General features: G+C 54.8%; 20 protein-coding genes and 1 pseudogene. All 21 read right to left on the bottom strand.

Features of this window, described 5'->3' with window-relative positions:
* Window positions 1–77: 77 nt before the first annotated feature.
* Window positions 78–653: a C40 family peptidase gene (locus C6I21_RS07750; protein ID WP_105958884.1), complete on the bottom strand. Its 576-nt coding sequence runs from the start codon at window positions 651–653 to the stop codon at window positions 78–80.
* 381 nt (window positions 654–1,034) lie between these two features.
* Window positions 1,035–1,178 (bottom strand): hypothetical protein, encoded by a 144-nt coding sequence (locus C6I21_RS16460; protein WP_181186163.1) that lies wholly within the window; start codon window positions 1,176–1,178, stop codon window positions 1,035–1,037.
* Window positions 1,179–1,277: 99 nt separating this feature from the next.
* Window positions 1,278–1,895, bottom strand: coding sequence for a C40 family peptidase (locus C6I21_RS16885; protein WP_425352487.1), 618 nt, complete (start codon window positions 1,893–1,895; stop codon window positions 1,278–1,280).
* 51 nt (window positions 1,896–1,946) lie between these two features.
* Window positions 1,947–3,437 (bottom strand): annotated as a pseudogene (locus C6I21_RS07745) (peptidoglycan-binding domain-containing protein); the annotation flags it as partial.
* A 568-nt stretch (window positions 3,438–4,005) separates the two neighbouring features.
* Window positions 4,006–4,653, bottom strand: coding sequence for a hypothetical protein (locus C6I21_RS07740; RefSeq protein ID WP_105958882.1), 648 nt, complete (start codon window positions 4,651–4,653; stop codon window positions 4,006–4,008).
* Window positions 4,654–5,240: 587 nt separating this feature from the next.
* Window positions 5,241–5,561, bottom strand: a complete 321-nt coding sequence (locus C6I21_RS07735; RefSeq protein WP_105958881.1) for a hypothetical protein — start codon at window positions 5,559–5,561, stop codon at window positions 5,241–5,243.
* 171 nt (window positions 5,562–5,732) lie between these two features.
* A complete protein-coding gene (locus C6I21_RS07730) occupies window positions 5,733–7,085 on the bottom strand; it encodes a hypothetical protein (protein WP_105958880.1) in 1,353 nt (450 codons plus the stop codon).
* Complete coding sequence (locus tag C6I21_RS07725) at window positions 7,072–7,635, bottom strand: RNA polymerase sigma factor (RefSeq protein ID WP_105958879.1); 564 nt, start codon at window positions 7,633–7,635, stop codon at window positions 7,072–7,074. The genes C6I21_RS07730 and C6I21_RS07725 overlap by 14 nt, the downstream gene beginning before the upstream one ends.
* 154 nt (window positions 7,636–7,789) lie before the next feature.
* On the bottom strand, window positions 7,790–7,978 hold the full coding sequence (locus C6I21_RS07720) for a hypothetical protein (protein ID WP_105958878.1): 189 nt from the start codon (window positions 7,976–7,978) through the stop codon (window positions 7,790–7,792).
* Between the two features lie 46 nt (window positions 7,979–8,024).
* A complete protein-coding gene (locus C6I21_RS07715) occupies window positions 8,025–8,372 on the bottom strand; it encodes a hypothetical protein (RefSeq protein ID WP_105958877.1) in 348 nt (115 codons plus the stop codon).
* A gap of 722 nt (window positions 8,373–9,094) precedes the next feature.
* On the bottom strand, window positions 9,095–9,529 hold the full coding sequence (gene fabZ / locus C6I21_RS07705; RefSeq protein WP_105958875.1) for a 3-hydroxyacyl-ACP dehydratase FabZ: 435 nt from the start codon (window positions 9,527–9,529) through the stop codon (window positions 9,095–9,097).
* Window positions 9,530–9,662: 133 nt separating this feature from the next.
* Entirely contained in the window at window positions 9,663–10,025 is a 363-nt protein-coding gene (locus C6I21_RS07700) for a DNA-directed RNA polymerase subunit beta (protein WP_105958874.1), read from the bottom strand.
* A 13-nt stretch (window positions 10,026–10,038) separates the two neighbouring features.
* A complete protein-coding gene (locus tag C6I21_RS07695) occupies window positions 10,039–10,863 on the bottom strand; it encodes a flagellar hook-basal body protein (RefSeq protein WP_105958873.1) in 825 nt (274 codons plus the stop codon).
* A 13-nt stretch (window positions 10,864–10,876) separates the two neighbouring features.
* On the bottom strand, window positions 10,877–11,695 hold the full coding sequence (locus tag C6I21_RS07690; protein WP_105958872.1) for a flagellar hook-basal body protein: 819 nt from the start codon (window positions 11,693–11,695) through the stop codon (window positions 10,877–10,879).
* Window positions 11,696–11,709: 14 nt separating this feature from the next.
* Window positions 11,710–12,708, bottom strand: coding sequence for a rod shape-determining protein (mreB, locus tag C6I21_RS07685; RefSeq protein ID WP_105958871.1), 999 nt, complete (start codon window positions 12,706–12,708; stop codon window positions 11,710–11,712).
* Window positions 12,709–13,027: 319 nt separating this feature from the next.
* Complete coding sequence (gene murA, locus C6I21_RS07680) at window positions 13,028–14,341, bottom strand: UDP-N-acetylglucosamine 1-carboxyvinyltransferase (RefSeq protein ID WP_105958870.1); 1,314 nt, start codon at window positions 14,339–14,341, stop codon at window positions 13,028–13,030.
* A gap of 207 nt (window positions 14,342–14,548) precedes the next feature.
* Window positions 14,549–14,782, bottom strand: a complete 234-nt coding sequence (locus tag C6I21_RS07675; RefSeq protein ID WP_105958869.1) for a DUF1146 domain-containing protein — start codon at window positions 14,780–14,782, stop codon at window positions 14,549–14,551.
* 398 nt (window positions 14,783–15,180) lie between these two features.
* Window positions 15,181–15,573, bottom strand: a complete 393-nt coding sequence (locus C6I21_RS07670) for a F0F1 ATP synthase subunit epsilon (RefSeq protein WP_105958981.1) — start codon at window positions 15,571–15,573, stop codon at window positions 15,181–15,183.
* 213 nt (window positions 15,574–15,786) lie between these two features.
* On the bottom strand, window positions 15,787–17,199 hold the full coding sequence (gene atpD / locus C6I21_RS07665; protein WP_105958868.1) for a F0F1 ATP synthase subunit beta: 1,413 nt from the start codon (window positions 17,197–17,199) through the stop codon (window positions 15,787–15,789).
* 24 nt (window positions 17,200–17,223) lie between these two features.
* The gene (gene atpG, locus C6I21_RS07660; protein WP_105958867.1) at window positions 17,224–18,105 is read right to left on the bottom strand and encodes an ATP synthase F1 subunit gamma; all 882 of its coding nucleotides are present in this window, start codon (window positions 18,103–18,105) and stop codon (window positions 17,224–17,226) included.
* 36 nt (window positions 18,106–18,141) lie between these two features.
* Entirely contained in the window at window positions 18,142–19,647 is a 1,506-nt protein-coding gene (gene atpA / locus C6I21_RS07655; RefSeq protein WP_105958866.1) for a F0F1 ATP synthase subunit alpha, read from the bottom strand.
* Window positions 19,648–19,653 lie beyond the last annotated feature (6 nt).

Raw genomic sequence — 19,653 nt, 5'->3', positions numbered from 1 at the left:
AATCGTTTCCTTCCGGGGACTTTTTCCGGAGAAAGACGAAACAGACCTGCAGAAGCAAATGCCTCTGCAGGTCTGTTTTACGCGTCGGTTTCAGAGCGCTGCTGTTCGGCGTAGAGCCGGGTGAGCGTTCTCTGAAGTAGAAATGCGGTCGGTTCTGCCGCATCGAGTGCGATGCCGGATCCTTCCGGCAGTATCCGGCGTGCGGAGTGGTACTTTGGTTCCCAGAAATCGTCGTCCATCGAAATGACGGTAACCCCTTCGGAGCGTGAGGCGTGGATCATATGGTTGTTTCCAATATAGATGCCGTTGTGGCTCACGCCCTCACGCCACGTGTTCTGGTAAAAAACAACGTCCCCCGGCTGCAGGTTGTCCCGGGTCACAAACATGCCCTCCTGCGCCTGGTCCCGGGAAACCCGGGGCAGATCAACGCCGTTTTCCTCAAACACGTGCTGCACGAAGCCGGAGCAGTCAAACGCCTCCGTCGCATCGCCGCCGAACTCGTACGGCGTACCGGTATGCCGCTCTGCCTCCTGGAGCACCTCATATGCGGCAGGTGAAAAAGCCTGTATTTCTTCTGATTCCGATTCAGATGAAGTACACGCCGACAGCATCAGCAGCGCAGCACCGGCCACCGTCACAAGACCCTTCACCACAAAACTCCCCCTCAAATTAACGCTTAGTACGTTATAGTGATTAGTATAACAGGGGTATGCCTAGGAGAAAAGCCGATTGCTCATTGGTGAGCAAATACTGGTTTACGCAGAGGCGGGCGTATTTCTGCCCGCAGTTTCATTGGTTCGTGCCACGGACGGCGGGTTTCGTGCCATAGATGAAATTTCGTGCCAAAAGCGGCGCACTGCGTGCCAGGACGCAGCGGTTTCGTGTCAAAACAGAACACGACCGTGCCACGAACATCCGAACCCATCATCTACCGCCGGCCGGAAAACACCGGCCGGCCCTTCACCGGCTCCGGAGCAGGCAGAGGGCTGCAGAGCAGCGGTGATTTAGGTTTTCTCGAGAGGCGCCGCGTCATTTTACGTGTGTTTCGCGTCAACGGAGGTGTGCGGCGCGTCATTTCCGGAACGGACCGCGTCAATAAGAGAGCCGATCGCGTCATTGGCCCACGTCCGCGTCAAAAGCAGTCCGCCGTGCATCATTCGAGCGGTGTACCGCATCAAAACAGAACCGGACCGCGTCAGCCGGCGAAACGAGAAAAGGTGCCGCCAGCCGTAAAACCCCGGCCTCTGCCCAAACAAAAAACACCGCCGAGGCGGTGTTTACTTGAGGCGGCGGGCGCCCAGGTAGCGTTCGCTCCAGTAGCTGGAGCTCATGCTGGCGATGGTGACGCCGGTGGAGCTGCCAGAGTGGATGAACTGGCCGCCGCCGATATAGATACCGTTATGGGACGGGCCCGGACGGTATGTTTCAAAGAAGACGAGGTCGCCGACGCGCGGCTCAGATACCGAGGTGCTGGCATTGTACTGCTCCGCTGCGGTGCGCGGCAGGTTTTTGCCGTTCTGTTTAAAGACGTACTGAATAAAGCCGCTGCAGTCGAAACCGGACGTCGTCGTACCGCCCCATAGATACGGGATGCCGATCAGTTCAGAGGCGTCCGCAATCAGATTGATGGCGTTGAAGCTTCCGGAGCCGGAACTGTTATCCGGCTTGACCGCATCTTCAAGATAGATGCTCGAGACTTCCTCGAGCTTCTCCCATGTTTTCTGTGTGACGAGGCCGTCGGAGACAAGGCTCCATTTTTTCTGAAAATCCGTCACTGCTTTCTTCGTAACATCGCCGTAGTAGCCGGTCGACTGCCCGCTGAAAAAGCCGGCTGCTTTTAAGCGGTCCTGCAGTTCGCGGACGCTGTCGCTTCTCGTTCCGGGCTTCAGGAGCACATCGGCCGATCCGGTGTTTCCGCCGGAAGGCGCGCCGCTGATAGCGCGCTGCGTCTGCGGTCCTGCGATGCCGTCAACGGTGATCCCTGCAGTGCGCTGAAATGCCTTCAGCGCTTCTTCCGTTTTCGGTCCGAGTGTGCCGGAAATGCCGCCGGAGTAATGGCCGAGACGTTTTAAGTTTTCCTGAAGTGTCTTTACCGCCTCTCCGCTCGACCAGAGACGGAGCATACCGTCGCTCGTCTGGCCGGTGCTGCCGCCTCCGGAGTTTCCGGAGCCTGCACTGCTTCCCGGCGTTTCGCTCGTATTGCTGCTCGTATCTTTTGCGGACTGCACCGCCTGCAGTGTCTTAGGCCCTGCGATGCCGTCAACGGTCAGTCCCATCGCACGCTGGAAGTCTTTAACTCCCGCTTCGGTTTTCGGCCCGAGCGTACCGGACGCGCCCCCGCTGTAGTGGCCGAGCCGCTTCAAATCTTCCTGAAGCGTACGTACGGCACTGCCTGTCGCCCAGAGACGGAGCATGCTCGGCGTGGATGTGCTTGTTGACGAGGCGCCGGCCGTGGGTGTATCCGGTGCCGGCTCTTTCTTTGCTGCTTCTTTCTGTTCAATCGCCCGCTGCGTCTGCGGTCCGGCGATTCCGTCGACGGTGATGCCTGCCGACTGCTGGAATGCTTTTAGTGCCTGCTGCGATTTCGGCCCGAAAATACCCGTAACTCCGCCATTGTAAAAGCCGAGCGAGCGCAGGTTTTTCTGCAGCGAGGTCACGTGGCTTCCCTCACTCCAAAGGCGGATCAGACCGCTGGACGCCGATGAAGGCGATGCCCCGCTGGCTCCCCCGGTGCTGGTGGACGGCGTCGTTTTTTTCAGTGCATTGAATGTGTTCGGTCCGGCGATTCCGTCGACGACGAGGCCGTTCGCCTGCTGAAGCGATTTGACGGCGGCTTCGGATTTGGGTCCGTAGATGCCGGTGATGCCTCCGCTGTAGTGGCCGGCGTTTTTGAGTGACCGCTGCAGGTCTTTGACGTGGCTGCCTTCGTTCCACAGGCGGATGATCGTCGATGTGGCGGATGCGGTCTGCATCGTCGGGGAGAGGACAATTTCGTCGTTTAAGCGCTGGATGGTGGTGCTTCCGGCGATTCCGTCGGATGTCAGACCACGTGCCTGCTGGTATCGTTTTACGGCTTTTTCGGTGGTGGCGCCGTAGCGGCCGGTGGCGTGCTCGGGCTCATAGAATCCGATTTTGCCGAGTGCTGTCTGCAGGTGCTTGACGTCGATGCTGCTCGTGTTTGGTGACAGGGTGTTCTGCGGGTTAAGCTTTTTTGCCGATTGATCGGTTATGTATTCGGCTGGTGCTTCCGCGGTTTTTCCGAGAAGGGCGGCGAATGTCTCTGCCCCGGTGATGCCGTCGGCGGTGAGCTGGTGCTCTTTTTGAAACTGACGTACCGCCTGGATCGTCGGGCGGTCGTATGTGCCGTCGATGCGGCTCGTGTAGTGGCCGGTTTCCGTTAATTTCTCCTGAAGTGCGGCAACGTCGGCGTGTTCCATTCCCGGCCGGAGTGTCTGTTCTCCTAGTGCTGCTTCCGTGACGGACGGGATGAGAAACATGGCGCTTGTGACGGTCACGGATGATACGATCGCTGTGGCGGTTCGGCTGGTCATAAACGGCCTCCTTGTTTCGCAGTTCGCTGGAAAAATAGTCCGGAATACATGCGGGATTGTCTAGATCTATGCAGATAGTAAGGTCCATATACATTATTGACTGGGAGGCGCTGGGGAAAAAAGTAGCTTTGGTCTTATTTTCAGAATATTCATTTCCGGGACCATTCTTTAGTCCTTTGTTCGTATGTATTTCTAAGCATATGAGTAACGTTATACCCCTTTTAGCAGCCTATTAATGTTACATTCTCATTACACCTAGAGCATCAAGGGGTACAGAAGTTGGATGGAGGACGTTTTCACAAGGCACGTGGTAATTATCTGGATGGTGTGTTCGGGGCCTGTCAGAAAAACGACGTTTCCAGCAGTAAACCGCTGCGTTCACTCCGGGACTATTGGTGACAGCTTTTCGTTTCTATTTCCCGGGAAATGTGAATAAGCCGCCCGGATGGACGGCTTACTCGGTCGGTTCCTCCACGCAGTGAAGGGTGCCGTATGGAACGAGATCCCGGTTCAGCCTGGTAAGGGCGCGGACCGGTTCCGGGAAAGACGCTTCCCATTCTTTCACGGTGGATGGGAAAAAGCCGCTCTTATCTTCCGGATAAAAATCGGTGGAACACGTGCCGACTAGATCTGGATCCTCTACTTCCCTCCACTTCACGAGATATTCTCCGTCGTTTTCATGGACGTGCATGTTTAAGTTATCGGCGGTTTCCTTCAGCGGAATCATGAGGTAGTTGCCGATCCGTTCGTACGAGCCGAGAGAGTATTTCCGGTCGGGGCCGCTGCTTCGGAATTCGCTCCGGCCGTCGGCAAAGTGGAACCGGACAAATTCGCCGGTCATCTCATATTCATCGCGGTTGGAGTGATAGTTCAGCGTATAGCCGAGGTGTTCGCCGAAGGCGCGGAGTGGAATAAACAGATCTTCTCCGGCCGGTGTTTCGCGGACGACCGTCTCCGCCGGCAGCTCCACCGCTTCGCCCTCATCGTAAAAACGGCTCTCCCCTTCGACGAAGCGGAGACTCCGCTCTTCTGCTGATCCCTGCGCCGGAAGCAGTACGACGAGAAGCACCACCGCAGCGATCCCTACTATGAAGTCTCTCACGTTCGTCCCTCCTCCTGCATTTCTTGTTTCATCATAGGAGAAATGGGTGCTTCTGGCAAGAGAAGTCAGGACTTTTTTTGTCACTTATGTAGGAAATAGGCAGAAAGGAAGAGGCAGAGGGCCGGCTTGGGGTGCGGCCGGCGGTGGATGCTGGGTTACGGGTTTGGACGTTCATGGCACGAACCCCTTCGATTTTGGCACGAAGCCATCCAAATCACCGCTGCTGCGCAGCCATCTGCCTGCTTCGGAGCAGGTGGAGGGCCGGCCCGGGTTTCCCGGCCGGCGGTTTCATTCCTGGTTTCCTCTTTGACGCGGTCCGGTGCCAGTTTGACGCGATGGGCTTTCCAAATGACGCGCTGGCATGTCATGTTGACGCGGGCTCGTGCCAGTGACGCGATTGGCTCTTCTAATGACGCGGTCCGACGCACGGATGACGCGGCGCACACCACAATTGACGCGAATCGATGTGCGGATGACGCGTCCGCCGAAACCACAAAGAAAAACCCCGGCGCGGGGGGACGCCGGGATTCGTTATTTTATAAGAAGGGGGAAGGGAATGTCTGTATGGCCCGTGGTCAGGCAGTAACTTACTCTTCTGTGTCTTCTTCTTCAGCTGCTGGGTCTTCCTCTGCAGCAGGGTCTTCTTCCATATCGTCTGCTGGTTCTTCTTCCATGTCATCCGCAGGCTCTTCTTCTGCCGGATCCTCTTCCATGTTTTCAGCCGGATCTTCCTCTGCTGCTGGATCTTCTTCCGCAGCTGGATCTTCAGCAGGCTCTTCCATGTTCTCTTCTACTGCGTTCGTGTCGTTTCCAGTGTCCGCCGGCTCTTCTTCCGCGCCGCCGCATGCTGTCAGCATACCTACTGCGAATACTGAGGATAGAATGGATAATGTCAGTTTTTTCTTCATGGGTTTATTCCTCCTGAAAGTTAGGTTGAATCGGTTCCTTGATTGGAACTGATGTCATCATAACCTTGAAATCCCCGCGCATCAATACAATCTGCGGGTTTTGCAAATTGTTCCATTTTCTCCGGCAAAGTTTTGTAATTGTACCGGCAGAAGCTCGGGAAAATGTGTAAATTACGGCCTTTCCAGCTGATCGAACATAAACTGTGCAATATCCCTGTAACGTCCACCGTCATTTGCGAGGCTGCTCGAATGCGCCCGGTAGAAATACCAGTCATTATCCCACTCAAAAAACGTCAAAAACCCATCCGACTGCTCCTCCTCCCGGATATAATACCCAATCCGCGTCTCCCCGGGAGCAAGCCCATTCTGAATCTCCTCCTCACTCAGGCCGATCGACGCCACCATCTGCTCCTTCGCCTCCGCAAGCGACGACGCCTCCTTCATCCGGCTGATCTCATAATAACTCTCCGGCCCCACATTTTCGTGGGTAAACCGCCACGCTGTATACACGTCCCCGTCTACTTCTTCAAGCGTACTGTCTGCGCCGGCGTATGTGCTCATCTGCGGTTCTTCCAGCTGCACATGGCGGAACGTTTCTTCAATGATCGTCGATCCGCCGATACGAAGGGCGGCTTCGACCTGTTCGGGACGGTCGTTCTCTGCCGATCCGATTCCGGAGCCCGGCAGCAGGTACGCGTCATCCGTTATATCCCAGAGCGCGAGCATTTCCCACGGGTAGGACCACGTATTCTCCTCCTGCAGCGGCAGGTAGCTCGTCACCATTACCGGACGGTTGAAAATCGTGCCGGTAATGATTTCCTGCAGCTGGCCGGTTTTTTGATCCTCGACGGCGTAAACGGTCATGTCGTCCACCGGGAACCAGTCTTCGTAAAATGAATGGATGCCGTCGTTTTCCTCCAGGTGGGCTTTAATATCCTCCCCGTCATACTGAAGCGGCTCGTCGTCGAACTGATCAAGCCGGCGGTCGACGGCTTCGTCAAATGCCGCGTCCGCGCCCGGTGTAAACCAGTGGATGCGCATCGCAGCATCCCCGCTGTCCAGGTAAATGTGCTGACCGTCGTCGATCGTTTCTTCTTCCAGCTCCCAGCCGTCCGGGACGAACAACTGAATTTCTTCATCAAACACCGTGTACGGCACGAGATCGTTGACGTTCATCTCTCCCGGAAGCGGCCGTTCAATGATGTCTTCCAGCGGCGTGTCGTTTTCCTCCGGCAGTTCCTCCGGCTCTTCGTTCTCATCCAGAACGTCGTTTTCTTCGGGTTCCTGTTCATTTTCATCGGCCTGCTGGAACGTACCGATGAGCCACGGTGCGAGCAGAAGGCCGCCGATCCCGGCTGCGGCGGCGGTGGAGACGCCTGCTTTCCATCCGGAATTCTTTTTTCCGGGCGGCATGCTTTTCCGTTCTTCGAGTCCGCGCTGAAAAGCGGACAGGCTCCGGGTGCGTGCGCGCTCACCGGCACGGCGGTCTTTTAAGCGGTTGAATGGGTCTTTATTCTGTGTCACCTGGCATCACCTCCGTTCCGATGCATTCTTTCAACTTCTGACGGGCTCTCCACTGGAGGGCTTTCACGGACAATGTCGTACGGCCGAGGATGGCGGCCGTTTCTTTTAAACTAAGGTCTTCAACGAACCGGAGGTGGAGAACCTGCCGGTGGTCTTCGGTCATCTGCTCCATGCACCGTTCCACGTCTTCCATATGTAATCCGCGCATCACAACTGTTTCCGCGTTTTCTTCGGTGCGTCCGGCATCCTCCGGCCGCGGGTCGGCGGCGAGGACGACGTTTTTTTCTTTATCGGTCCGCCGGTAGTAATCGATAACGGCGTTTCGGGCAATTTTAAACAGCCACGTTTTCAGGGCAGCGCGGCCATTGTACGTGTCGAGTTTTACAGCGGCGCGGTAGAAAACGTCCTGAAGCAGCTCTTCGGAGTCGTGGTAGCTGCTTGTCTGGGCGACCAGGTAGCGGAAAACGGCGTCGACATAGCGGGCATGCAGCTCCGTCACGGCGTCTTCGTCTCCTGCCTGGACGCGGCGGACGAGTTCCTGTTCTTCCATCGGGGGCCTCCTTTCTCAGGGCGGTGGGCCGCTGCTGGTATAGACGGATGCTTCAGGAAAAGGATTCGCTTTGGATCATTCTATTTTCGCACGCAAAAAAGCTTCCTCCAAGGGGGAAGAGGAAGCTTTTTTGGTATGGTCGTTACAATCCTGCTTATTCTGTGGAATCGTCGACCGGATCTTCCATGCCATCATTCATTTCTGCGTTCTCATTCATGGTGGCATTGTCCGTCGGTTCGTTTCCTGCAGGAGCTTCTTCATCTGCTCCGCCACCGCCGCATGCGGCGAGAAGCATCATAGCAGAAAAAGCGGCTGTCAGCGTAAGATGTGCTTTCTTTTTCATTGGATATTCTCCTCCTTTGGTTTCAGGAACGGTTCCCCAATCTTACTTACGAGTTCGTGTCTGTGTCTTCTTCCATGTCCGCGTCATTCATTTCCGCGTTATCTTCCATTTCCGTGTCGTTCATTTCTGCGTCATCTTCCATTTCGGTGTCATTCATTTCTGCATCATTTTCCATGCCGTTTTCGCCTTCTGTGTCGTTCATTTCTGCATCATTTTCCGCTGCAGGGTCTTCTGTGTTCGTTTCCGTGTCTTCCATTTCTGTATTCATTTCTGTGTTTTCTGTACCGCCGGTATTGTTTTCCATTGTGTCATTCTCTTCTCCGCCGCCGCAGGCTGCGAGTGTACCGAGAACAAACATACTGGATAGTGCGGATAGCATCATTTTCTTTTTCATTGTAAATTCCTCCTTGGAACGTGTTACTCAAATTTAGTTTAGTAAGGCGTCGTTTCTGACGCTCTGTGCAGTCTATTTCACTTTTCGGGACTTCCCAAACGTATTCAAACGCAATTAGACATTCTCTCATATTTCTTTCATATTTTCCCAATCAATGCGTAGATTCTTCGTGAAAGAGCGCTTACAAATGGAGGTTGTTGCTCGTGTTCGGTTCGTAGCACGATCCAAGACTAAGTAACCGCTGCTCCGCAGCCATCTGCCGCTCCGGAACCGGCGGAGGGCCGGCCGGGCTTTTCCGGCCGGAAGAGGATGGTTTGGTTTTGCGGTCGTGGCACGAAGTCTTTTCGTTTTGGCACGAAACTTCTGCGTTCTGGCACACGACGCTTCCCTTTTGGCACGAAATTTCAGCATTGGCACGAACCGCTCCGCTTTTGGCGCAAAACGTCTGCTCCGTGGCACGATATCCGCTGCTATTGGCACGATCCAACCGCAAATAACCGCTGCTCCGCAGCCATCTGCCTGCTCCGGAACCGGCGGAGGGCCGGCTGGGAGCTTCAGCCGACGGTCGATGAGCGGGTTTTCCGTTCGTGGCACGATCGCTTTCCGTTTTGGCACGAAACCTTCGCTCTCTGGCACGATATCCGCTGCTCTTGGCACGATCCGCGAATCGGCGAACGCAAAAATGCCTCCGGTCACCCAAATAGGATGACCGGAGGCAGGCTTTAGTCTTCTTTGTCCCCGAGCGCAAACATGAGCTCGGCTTCGGCGACCGTTTTTCCGTCGACCGAGGCGACGGCTTTACCTTTGCCGATGGCGCCGCGGAGGCGGGTGATTTCGACTTCCAGATGAAGCTGGTCCCCCGGTGTCACCTGACCTTTGAAGCGGCATTTGTCGATGCCGGCGAAAAAGGCGAGACGTCCCTGGTTCTCTTCTTTCTTTAATATCGCAACCGCTCCGACCTGGGCGAGCGCTTCAATAATGAGCACTCCCGGCATGACCGGGTATTCCGGAAAATGTCCGTTGAAATAGTCTTCGTTCGCCGATACGTTTTTTAATCCTTTTGCGGATACACCTTCTTCTACCTCCAGGATCCGGTCGACGAGAAGAAAGGGATAGCGGTGGGGAATGATCGCCTTGATCTGTTCGGTCGTAAGCATGAAACTGCCTCCTGTCATCTGCTGGTTTTAGCACCACGTACTAAGTTCAGTGTACCTTCCCCTGCCGTGTGCCGCAACCGCTCCGGGCAAAAAAAAGAGGCTTACCTGGCAGCTGGTGCCGGCGCCTCGAACCTTAACCGCGGTCCCGATCGGTTCCTTCAAAGATTATATCGTAAATATGATACCAGAGGTCGGGATTTAACACGTCCCCGGGATTTCCGCCGCCGCCGATAATCGAATAGCCGATCATCGCACCGGCAATTGCTGCCGCTGCTGCTGCCGCGAGAATTAATACGAGACGAAGCCAGATCGGCAGAATACGGGTCGGCTTCCAGAATGGATGGATGCCCTTCCGCTTCTTTTTCTTTCGGCTCTGCTCTTCTTCTTCCGGCTGTGCCGTCTCTTCTTCAGTTGTCTCCGGAGCATCTGTACGTTCTTCCGTCGTATTCTGCTCATCTTCCCCGCGGCTGTTGCGGAGGTTCGTTTCATTACTCATACGTTAGTAACTCCTATCGAAGATTGGTGACCATGCCCATCATCTGATCGGTCATGTTGATTGCACTGGAATTAAACTGATAATGACGCTGGGCTGCCATCAGGTCACTCATCTGCCGGCCCATATCTACATTCGACGCTTCAAGCGCCCCCTGCTGCACAACGTCCGTGCCCGCTGCAGCTTCCAGTACATCCGCCTCTTCCAGCTCTAATTCATCCAAATCGGGAAAACGAAAGTGGTTGTTTCCGGCATTTTCAAGCAGCTGCGGCTTCGTAATGTTCACGAGGTTCAGCTGGCCGATTTCTTCTTCCACGCCGTCTTCGGTGACAGTGATCGTCCCGTCTTCACGAACCGTGATGTCGCCGGTCACCGGCAGTGTTACCGGGTTGCCTGCTGCGTCCAGGACGTTTGATCCTTCGGCATCGACGAGCAGATTTTCTGTGTCATCGACCGGGTTCGGACTCAGGTAGAACGCGCCGTCCCGTGTGAAGCGGCGGTTCCCTTCCTCATCAGGAGCTACTTCGAAGAAATACCCGGGCTGCGTTACCGCCAGGTCGAGCGGACGGCCGGTCTGCTGCAGGCTTCCCTGCTCAAAACGGACCGCTGTCTGGGACACGCCGGCGCCGCTTCCTCTGCGGATGCCTTCCGGTGTGAGACGCCCGTTTTCATAAGGCCCGACACGCTGGTTGTCCACCTGCCTCGTGAGGAGGTCGGAAAATGACGTGTCACGGCGTTTGAATCCGGTTGTATTGGCGTTCGCCAAGTTGTTACCGGCGGTGTCGAGCCGTGCCTGGATCTGCCCCATTGTCACGGCGGAGTTAATCATGGACTGGTTCACTGTTCATCCCCCTTTACTGGATTCTGCCGACATCATTGACGGTCCGTTCGAGGCTCTGATCGTACGCCTGGAGGGCTTTTTGATTCAGTTCGAACGTACGCATCGTCGTCATCAGCTCGGTCATTGTCTGACGCGGATCGACGTTGGACCGCTCGACGAAACCCTGCTGGATCTGGTACTGCGCTTCGTCATTTCCCACGGCTGTGCCGATGGCTTCCTCCCCGTCATAGCGGAGCAGATCGCCGCCCTCTTTCACGAGCTGGGACGGATCCGGAATGAGCGCGACGTTCAGCTGGCCGAGCTCAATGCCTTCGGTATCCGTTACTGTGCCGTCGTCCGTAATGACAATTTCTTCACTGCCGGCTTCGATCGGTTCCCCGTCGGTACCGAGGACGTAATGTCCGTTGTTCGTCGTCAGAAGCCCTGCGCCGTCCACGGTGAAGCTGGACGTCCGCGTATAGCGGATATCGCCGTCATCATTCTGCACCTCGTAGGCGAGAAGCGCCGGTCCTCCGTCTTCCGTTTCCGGAACAGTGCTCTGGAACAGCGCGGCATCGGTGGAATTTCCGGTTTCCTGAACGTCACCCTGGCGGAAATTCGGATGAATATCCTGCATGTAGACGCCGGTCGTCAGCTCACCGATCTGCGGCCGTGAAAACGGCTGGTTGTGCTTGCTCATCTCCGTGGCAATCATATTCGGAAATTTACGCAGCGAACTCTGGTCGGCTTTGTAGCCGGGAGTCTCCAGGTTGGACATATTGTTCGTCAGCATTTCCTGCCGGCGCTGCTGGGCAATCATGCCGGAGCCGGCGGTATAGAGTCCTCGAAGCATGCGGTTCTCCTCCTTCAGGCACGTACTTTACGGATACGGTCCAGGTTTTCAAGCATCTTGCCGGTGCCGATAGCTACACAGTCCATCGGGTTCTCAGCGATGAATACAGGAACTTTCAGTTCGTCGCTTAAGAGCGAATCAATCCCGTGGAGGTAGGCTCCCCCGCCGGTGATAATAATGCCGCGGTCGATGATGTCTGCGGAAAGCTCCGGCGGTGTGATTTCCAGCACGGTGCGCGCTGCCTGAACGATGTGCTGTATGGCTTCACTCATGGCCTGTCGTACTTCCTCTGAAGAGACCTCGACGGTGCGCGGAAGACCGGTTACCATGTCGCGTCCGCGGATTTCGATGCTTTCTTCTCGTCCGTGAGGAGAAACGGTGCCGACTTCGAACTTAATTTTTTCCGCCGTCCGCTCTCCGATCAGCAGTTTATGCTTTTTCTTAATGTGCGTAAGAATGTCGGAATCGAAGCGGTCACCCGCGATGCGGATCGATTCTGCGGTGACGATCTCTCCCATGGAAAGAACCGCAACGTCTGTCGTGCCGCCGCCGATGTCGACGACCATGTTTCCGCTCGGCTGGAAAATGTCCATGCCTGCGCCGACCGCTGCCACTTTCGGCTCTTCTTCCAGGTAAATGTTCTTGCCGCCGCTTTTCTCTGCTGCTTCTTTGATCGCTTTCTGCTCGACCGGTGTAATGTTTGTCGGGCAGCAGATCAGAATGCGCGGCTTGGAGAACATTCCTTTCACTTTGATTTTATCTAAAAAGTATTTCAGCATTTTTTCGGTTGTATCAAAGTCAGCGATCACTCCATCTTTCAGCGGGCGTGTCGCGACGATATTTCCGGGTGTTCTTCCGACCATGCGGAATGCTTCTTCCCCTACGGCCAGTACCTGACCGCTTCCGGTTTCCACTGCTACTACCGACGGTTCGTTCAGGACAATTCCCTGTCCTTTCACATGAATCAATACATTGGCTGTTCCAAGGTCAATTCCGATATCTCTTCCAAACATCCCTGATTTCCTCCTATACTATCCTGCCGCAGATGCGGTCTGTTTCAGCCTATGTAAGGTAGTCCGTACACATTCAGCCTCATCTTACCATTCTATCATAATATTCAGGCTGCCGGAGGTATTTCTTCGGAGCCGGAGAAAGTTTTTTGGGGGGATTTGGGAAAAGGGGAACGTGTATTTCCCGGGAAATATGTGCGCTTACGGTTATCGGCTTTGAAGCGTGCCCGCGTCAAAACGAAAAGCATATGAAAAGGGCTGTTCCGACGTTGCCAGAACAGCCCTTTGTGGATGATTTATCATCAGTAAGAAGATAAGATAATTACGCTTTTTCCACCGTTTCTTTTTCGATCTGTGGCGCTGCAGTTTCTTCTTCGTCGCGTACGCGCTCGATGTCGGCGCCGAGTGCGAGAAGTTTTTCTGTGAAGTTTACGTAGCCGCGGTCAATGTGCTTCAGCTCTGTGACGCGTGTGCGGCCTTCTGCGACGAGTCCGGTAAGGACGAGTGCTGCGCCGGCACGGAGGTCTGTGGAGGCAACTTCTGCTCCCTGCAGTTTCACCGGCCCGTTAATGATCGACGTGCGGCCTTCGATTTTGATGTCACCGTTCATGCGGCGGAATTCTTCAACGTGCATGAAGCGGTTTTCAAAGACCGTCTCTGTTACGACGCTGTTGCCTTCTGCGATGAGCATCATCGCCATCATCTGCGCCTGCATGTCCGTCGGGAAGCCAGGGTGCGGCATCGTTTTGATGTCGGTGGACTTCAGCTTTTCCGGTCCGATGACGCGGACGCCGGTGCCTTCCTCTTCGATAGAGACGCCCATTTCCGTCATTTTGGCAATGACCGGACGAAGGTGCTCCGGAAGAACGTTTTCTACGAGTACGTTTCCGCCGGTGATGGCTGCGGCAGCCATGAACGTGCCGGCTTCAATGCGGTCCGGGATGATCGTGTGATCCGCTGCGACGAGCTCGTCGACACCATCGATACGGATCGTGCCTGTACCTGCACCGCGGACTTTTCCGCCCATCGCGTTGATGTACGTCGCGAGGCAGACAATTTCGGGCTCTTCCGCTGCGTTCTCGATGACCGTAGTACCTTCCGCCATCGATGCTGCCATCATGATGTTTTCTGTCGCACCGACACTTGGGAAGTCGAGATACACTTTGTTTCCTTTAAGACGGCCGTCAACTTTCGCTTCGATAAATCCGCTTCCGATCTCTACTTCCGCACCCATGGCTTCAAAGCCTTTCAGGTGCTGGTCGATCGGACGGGAGCCGATGGCGCATCCGCCCGGAAGCGCGATGCGCGCGTGGCCGGTTCTGGCAAGGAGCGGGCCCATAACGAGAAACGAGGCGCGCATTTTGCGGACGTATTCAAAAGGTGCTTCGGTTGCGAGCGCCCCTTCCGCATTTACAGCAATCTCATTTTTCCCTTCGAAATCAACGTCTGCGTAAAGGTTTCTTAGAACTTCGCTGATCGTGTAAACATCTGCGAGTGCCGGTACGTCATAGATCCGGCTCGTTCCTTTACTTGCAAGAATAGATGCGGCGATCACCGGCAGTACTGCGTTTTTCGCGCCATCAATTCGAACATTTCCTGTCAGCGGACGTCCGCCCTGTACAATAATTTTTTCCACTATTATTACCTCCGTGTCCAGTCTGCGTCTTCAGCTGGTTTTCATTATCTCTGTTATCGTGCTATCAATAGAAACATCGTTGTGTTCTTTTTTCATGCTGGATTGTATGCATCGTTGTTAACCCTCGTACGCATTTCTCGATGCCGTTTCATGCTATGTACGAGCTTCCATTTCTTCTGTTTCCTGTTCTTCCCTTTAATGGGACTTTTAAAACAAATACCGGAGTGTCGTCGACCAGTTCAGGTATTGCAGAAGAAAGCTGGTGACAAGTTCGGTGAGTGCAATCACGGCGAGTACCATGAGTGCTTTGGCTTTGATGCCGTCAGGATCTTTAACAAACAAATCAAATCGGAAGGACTGGATGCACCACCAGACAACGGTCAGTACCATCAGACTGATGATAATGTTAAATAATGACTGCTGTCCGACTGCTTCGATCATGTAAACCCCTCCGGTGTGTGATGCGCTCTTCTTTAGACAGACGAGCACAAAGATAATCTTAACGAAAAATGAAGAGGTTTACTACCGTACAATCGCTCATAATCGCGAGAAATCGTAGGTATAAAGAATCATTTTCGCCAAATTTGCCCATATTCACACATAACTGGCTGTTTTCACTGCTTATTGTCCCTATTCGTATACATTCACGATTTAAACAAAGATTAATCCCCTTTTTTGTAACGAAAATGAAATATTTGGGGAACTATGGCAGGAAAAGCCCGTCACCATAGTAGTCGACAGCGGTTCCGAAAAGGTTACACTTTTTTGTGAGCTGGTCTTAATTATTTCTGCGGCTGAATAAGAAAAACCCGTCTGCGCTGGACACAAACGGGGCTTTCTTATTTTTCCGCGACATCGAGCCGGTTGACTGCCCGTTTCAGGGCGAGTTCGGCACGGCGGAAATCGATATTGTCCTGCTTTGCCTGCTCAAGGCGGCGCTCAGCGCGCTCTTTAGCGGCGCGTGCACGCGTTACGTCGATCTCTGATGGCAGCTCAGCTGATTCAGCAAGAATGTTCACTTCATCAGAGCGGACTTCCATGAAGCCCCCGCTCAGTGCGATGAGACGGACATTTCCGCTTTCTTTCAGCCTAACAGCGCCGATGGACAGTGGTGTGACGAGCGGCAGGTGGTTCGGGAGAATACCGAGTTCCCCATCGATCGTTCTGACACTGACCATTTCAACCTGGCCATCAAAAACGCTGCCGTCTGGGGTGACGACATTGGTTTGCATCGTCTTCACCGTTCACCCTCCTATCGAACGGAAACTGCCGTCTGTAAGACGGCCCCGCTCGGGTTTTTCCCTGTGCTGCTCAGGCAGCTGCGTGCAGGATACGTCCTGCTCCGCAAATCATGCGCCCACACGGATCCGGAAGACGTGCCTCCCGGAAAACGACGTCCGTTAAGCGGAAGCCTGTTTTCCCGGGAAGGTCTTCACGGGGTGGGTTTATGCCATCTGTTTGGCTTTTTCGACGACTTCTTCGATACGGCCGACGAGACGGAACGCATCTTCCGGAATATCGTCGTAGTCGCCGTTCAGGATCTGGCGGAAGCCCTGGATCGTCTCCTGGACCGGTACGTAGGAACCTTTCTGTCCGGTGAACTGCTCCGCTACGTGGAAGTTCTGGGACAGGAAGAACTGGATGCGGCGCGCGCGGCTTACCGTCAGCTTGTCTTCCTCTGAAAGCTCGTCCATACCGAGGATGGCGATGATATCCTGAAGCTCTTTGTATTTCTGAAGCGTCTGCTGGACTTCGCGGGCCACGTTGTAGTGCTCGTCGCCGACGATTTCCGGAGAAAGGGCACGGGATGTGGATGCAAGTGGATCCACGGCCGGGTAGATACCCATCTCGGAAAGCTTACGCTCAAGGTTCGTTGTCGCATCGAGGTGGGCGAATGTTGTTGCCGGTGCCGGGTCGGTGTAGTCATCGGCCGGTACGTAGATTGCCTGGATCGATGTAACGGAACCTTTCTTTGTGGATGTAATACGCTCCTGCAGCTGACCCATCTCCGTGGAGAGTGTCGGCTGGTAACCAACGGCGGATGGCATACGTCCGAGAAGGGCGGATACCTCCATACCTGCCTGGGTGAAGCGGAAAATGTTGTCGATAAAGAGCAGTACGTCTGCGCCTTTTTCGTCACGGAAGTGTTCTGCCATTGTCAGACCCGTCAGTGCAACACGCATACGTGCTCCCGGCGGCTCGTTCATCTGGCCGAATACCATCGCTGTTTTCGTGATAACGCCGGAGTCCTTCATTTCGAAGTACAGGTCGTTCCCTTCACGGGTACGCTCACCGACGCCGGCGAATACGGAAATACCGCCGTGCTCCTGTGCGATGTTGTTGATCAGTTCCTGGATCAGGACTGTTTTACCTACTCCGGCACCGCCGAAGAGACCGATCTTACCACCTTTTACGTAAGGGGCAAGCAGGTCGACGACTTTAATGCCGGTTTCCAAAATTTCTGTTTCCGTCTGCAGCTCGTCGTATGCCGGTGCATCGCGGTGGATTGGATCGCGCTGCGCATCGGCAGGGATCGGCTCATCCAGGTCGATGTTGTCTCCAAGTACGCTGAAGACACGGCCGAGAGTTACGTCGCCGACTGGTACGGAAATCGGCGCGCCGGTGTCGATGACGTCCGAACCGCGGACAAGTCCGTCAGTGGAAGACATCGCAACGGTACGGACGGTGTCATCTCCAAGGTGAAGCGCTACTTCCAGGGTAAGGTCAATGCTGACAGCTCCCGGAGTCGCCGCTTCTGTGGTGATGGTAAGTGCGTTATAAATGGCAGGAAGCTGGCCGCGGTCGAACTGAACGTCTACGACCGGACCGGTTACCTGTGTGACGCGTCCTTTGTTCATCGTCTTTCCTCCTCACAAATCTTCCTAATTCTGCGCCGCTGCTCCGCCGACGATCTCGTTGATTTCCTGTGTGATCGCTGCCTGGCGGGCACGGTTATAGCTGAGCGTCAGTTCGTCGATGCGGTTGTCTGCATTATCGGTTGCAGAACGCATGGCGGACATCCGGGCACCGAACTCACTCGCTTTTGCGTCGAGAAGGGATCCGTAGATCAGGCTCTCGGCGTAATGCGGGAGAAGGCGTTCCAAAATGGTTTCCGGATCCGGCTCATACAGGTAGTTCGGGGTCGGGCCGGATGCTTCTTCGGCTGCGGCCTCTTTGGCAAGGGTCGTCAGCGGGAGAAGCTTCTCTTCCGTGACTCTCTGGCTGATGGCGCTGACGAAGTGGTTGAAATGGATATAGACTTCATCAAATACTTCATCATTGAACATCTGCACGGTCGTCTCCGCGATGTTTTTAATATCGCTGTAGTCCGGCTGGTCGGCGAGACCGGTGATTTCCTGAAAAATCGGCATGTTCCGCTTTTTAAAGAAATCACGTCCCACCTTCCCGAGTACTACGAGGCCGTACTCATCCTGGGAGGAGTGGCGCTGTTCGATCAGATTCATCGTTTCCCGGAGAAGTCCGCTGTTGTACGCGCCGCAGAGTCCGCGGTCGGAGGTGATGACGATGTAGCCTGTCTTCTTGATCTCCGGCCGGTCCTCGAGCATAGGATGGGAGGCTCCCTCCGATCCCTGGGCGATACTTGCTACGACTTCCCGTATTTTTTCTGTATACGGCTGGAAGGATTCGGCTTTCCCCTGCGCGCGGTTCAGCTTGGCAGCGGAAACCATCTCCATCGCCTTCGTAATCTGTTTCGTCTTTTTGGTCGACCCGATACGGGTTTTAATCTCTTTTAGAGATGCCAACGTGCTTCACCACCTTTACCGGTCCGCCCGCTTCGATCAGCTGGACTGGAATGTCTTCTTGAATTCCTCGACAGCCCCGTTCATCGCATCTTCATCTGCAAGGGCGCCGGTGTCCTTAATCTGGGCGAGCAGGTCTTTCTTGTTATGCTCAAGGAATGTAAACAGTTCTGCTTCGAAGCGCTGTACATCTTCTACGGCGACATCATCCAGGAATCCGCGCGTCAGAGCAAACAGGATGAATACCTGCTTCTCGACTGCAAGCGGCTGGTGCAGTCCCTGCTTCAGTACTTCAACGGTCCGGGCACCACGGTCGAGCTTCGATTTCGTCGAAGCGTCAAGGTCGGAGCCGAACTGGGCGAATGCTTCGAGTTCACGGTAGGACGCGAGGTCCAGACGAAGCGTACCCGCTACTTTCTTCATCGCTTTAATCTGGGCGGAACCACCAACACGTGATACGGAAAGACCCGCATCGACGGCCGGACGGACACCCGAGAAGAACAGGTCGGACTGAAGGAAGATCTGTCCGTCTGTAATGGAAATAACGTTTGTCGGAATGTAGGCACCGATATCGCCTGCCTGCGTTTCAATGAACGGAAGGGCAGTCAGCGACCCGGCTCCTTTGTCATCACTCAGTTTCGCTGCACGCTCGAGAAGACGGGAGTGCAGGTAGAAAACATCCCCCGGGAATGCTTCACGGCCCGGCGGGCGGCGGAGCAGGAGGGAGAGCTCACGGTAGGCAGCTGCCTGTTTTGTGAGGTCATCGTAAATGACAAGCACGTGCTTGCCGTTGTACATGAATTCTTCCCCCATTGATACACCGGCATACGGTGCGAGGTAGAGAAGCGGCGCCGGCTGGGAGGCACTCGCTGTTACAACGATCGTGTAATCAAGCGCTCCATGCTGACGGAGTGTTTCTACAACACCTGCTACGGTCGATTCTTTCTGACCGATGGCAACGTAGATACAAATCATGTCTTCTTCTTTCTGGTTGATGATCGTATCCATCGCGATCGCTGTCTTACCTGTCTGACGGTCCCCGATAATCAGCTCACGCTGACCGCGGCCGATCGGGATAAGTGCATCGATGGATTTGATTCCTGTCTGTACCGGCTCATGTACCGATTTACGGTCCATAACCCCCGGTGCAGCACTTTCGATCGGACGGGTTTTGGTCGTCTCAATCGCGCCTTTTCCGTCGAGCGGCTGCCCGAGCGGGTTCACGACGCGGCCGAGAAGTTCCTCGCCGACCGGTACTTCCATGATCCGTCCGGTACGTTTTACTTCATCGCCCTCACGAATGTCCACATATGGGCCGAGAATAATAATACCGACGTTGTTTTCCTCCAGGTTCTGGGCCATACCCATGACACCGTTGGAGAATTCGAGCAGCTCCCCGGCCATAACGTTTTCCAGACCGTGAGCCACAGCGATACCGTCACCGACGCGGATGACCGTACCGACATCACTAACTTCCATTTCTGTCTCATAGCCTTCGATCTGCTGCTTCAGCAGCGCACTGATTTCATCGGCTCTGATGCTCATATCGTT

The sequence above is a fragment of the Alkalicoccus urumqiensis genome (genome assembly GCF_002993335.1).
GTDB lineage: Bacteria > Bacillota > Bacilli > Bacillales > Salisediminibacteriaceae > Alkalicoccus > Alkalicoccus urumqiensis.
This window is presented reverse-complemented; position numbering and strand designations above follow the sequence as displayed.

Coding starts and splice junctions, on each gene's coding strand:
- C6I21_RS07735 (WP_105958881.1), bottom strand. CDS start 5,561: ATGAAGAAAAAACTGACATTATCCATTCTATCCTCAGTATTCGCAGTA.
- C6I21_RS07725 (WP_105958879.1), bottom strand. CDS start 7,635: ATGGAAGAACAGGAACTCGTCCGCCGCGTCCAGGCAGGAGACGAAGAC.
- C6I21_RS07720 (WP_105958878.1), bottom strand. CDS start 7,978: ATGAAAAAGAAAGCACATCTTACGCTGACAGCCGCTTTTTCTGCTATG.
- C6I21_RS07715 (WP_105958877.1), bottom strand. CDS start 8,372: ATGAAAAAGAAAATGATGCTATCCGCACTATCCAGTATGTTTGTTCTC.
- fabZ (WP_105958875.1), bottom strand. CDS start 9,529: ATGCTTACGACCGAACAGATCAAGGCGATCATTCCCCACCGCTATCCC.
- C6I21_RS07700 (WP_105958874.1), bottom strand. CDS start 10,025: ATGAGTAATGAAACGAACCTCCGCAACAGCCGCGGGGAAGATGAGCAG.
- C6I21_RS07690 (WP_105958872.1), bottom strand. CDS start 11,695: ATGCTTCGAGGACTCTATACCGCCGGCTCCGGCATGATTGCCCAGCAG.
- mreB (WP_105958871.1), bottom strand. CDS start 12,708: ATGTTTGGAAGAGATATCGGAATTGACCTTGGAACAGCCAATGTATTG.
- C6I21_RS07675 (WP_105958869.1), bottom strand. CDS start 14,782: ATGATCGAAGCAGTCGGACAGCAGTCATTATTTAACATTATCATCAGT.
- C6I21_RS07670 (WP_105958981.1), bottom strand. CDS start 15,573: ATGCAAACCAATGTCGTCACCCCAGACGGCAGCGTTTTTGATGGCCAG.
- atpD (WP_105958868.1), bottom strand. CDS start 17,199: ATGAACAAAGGACGCGTCACACAGGTAACCGGTCCGGTCGTAGACGTT.
- atpA (WP_105958866.1), bottom strand. CDS start 19,647: ATGAGCATCAGAGCCGATGAAATCAGTGCGCTGCTGAAGCAGCAGATC.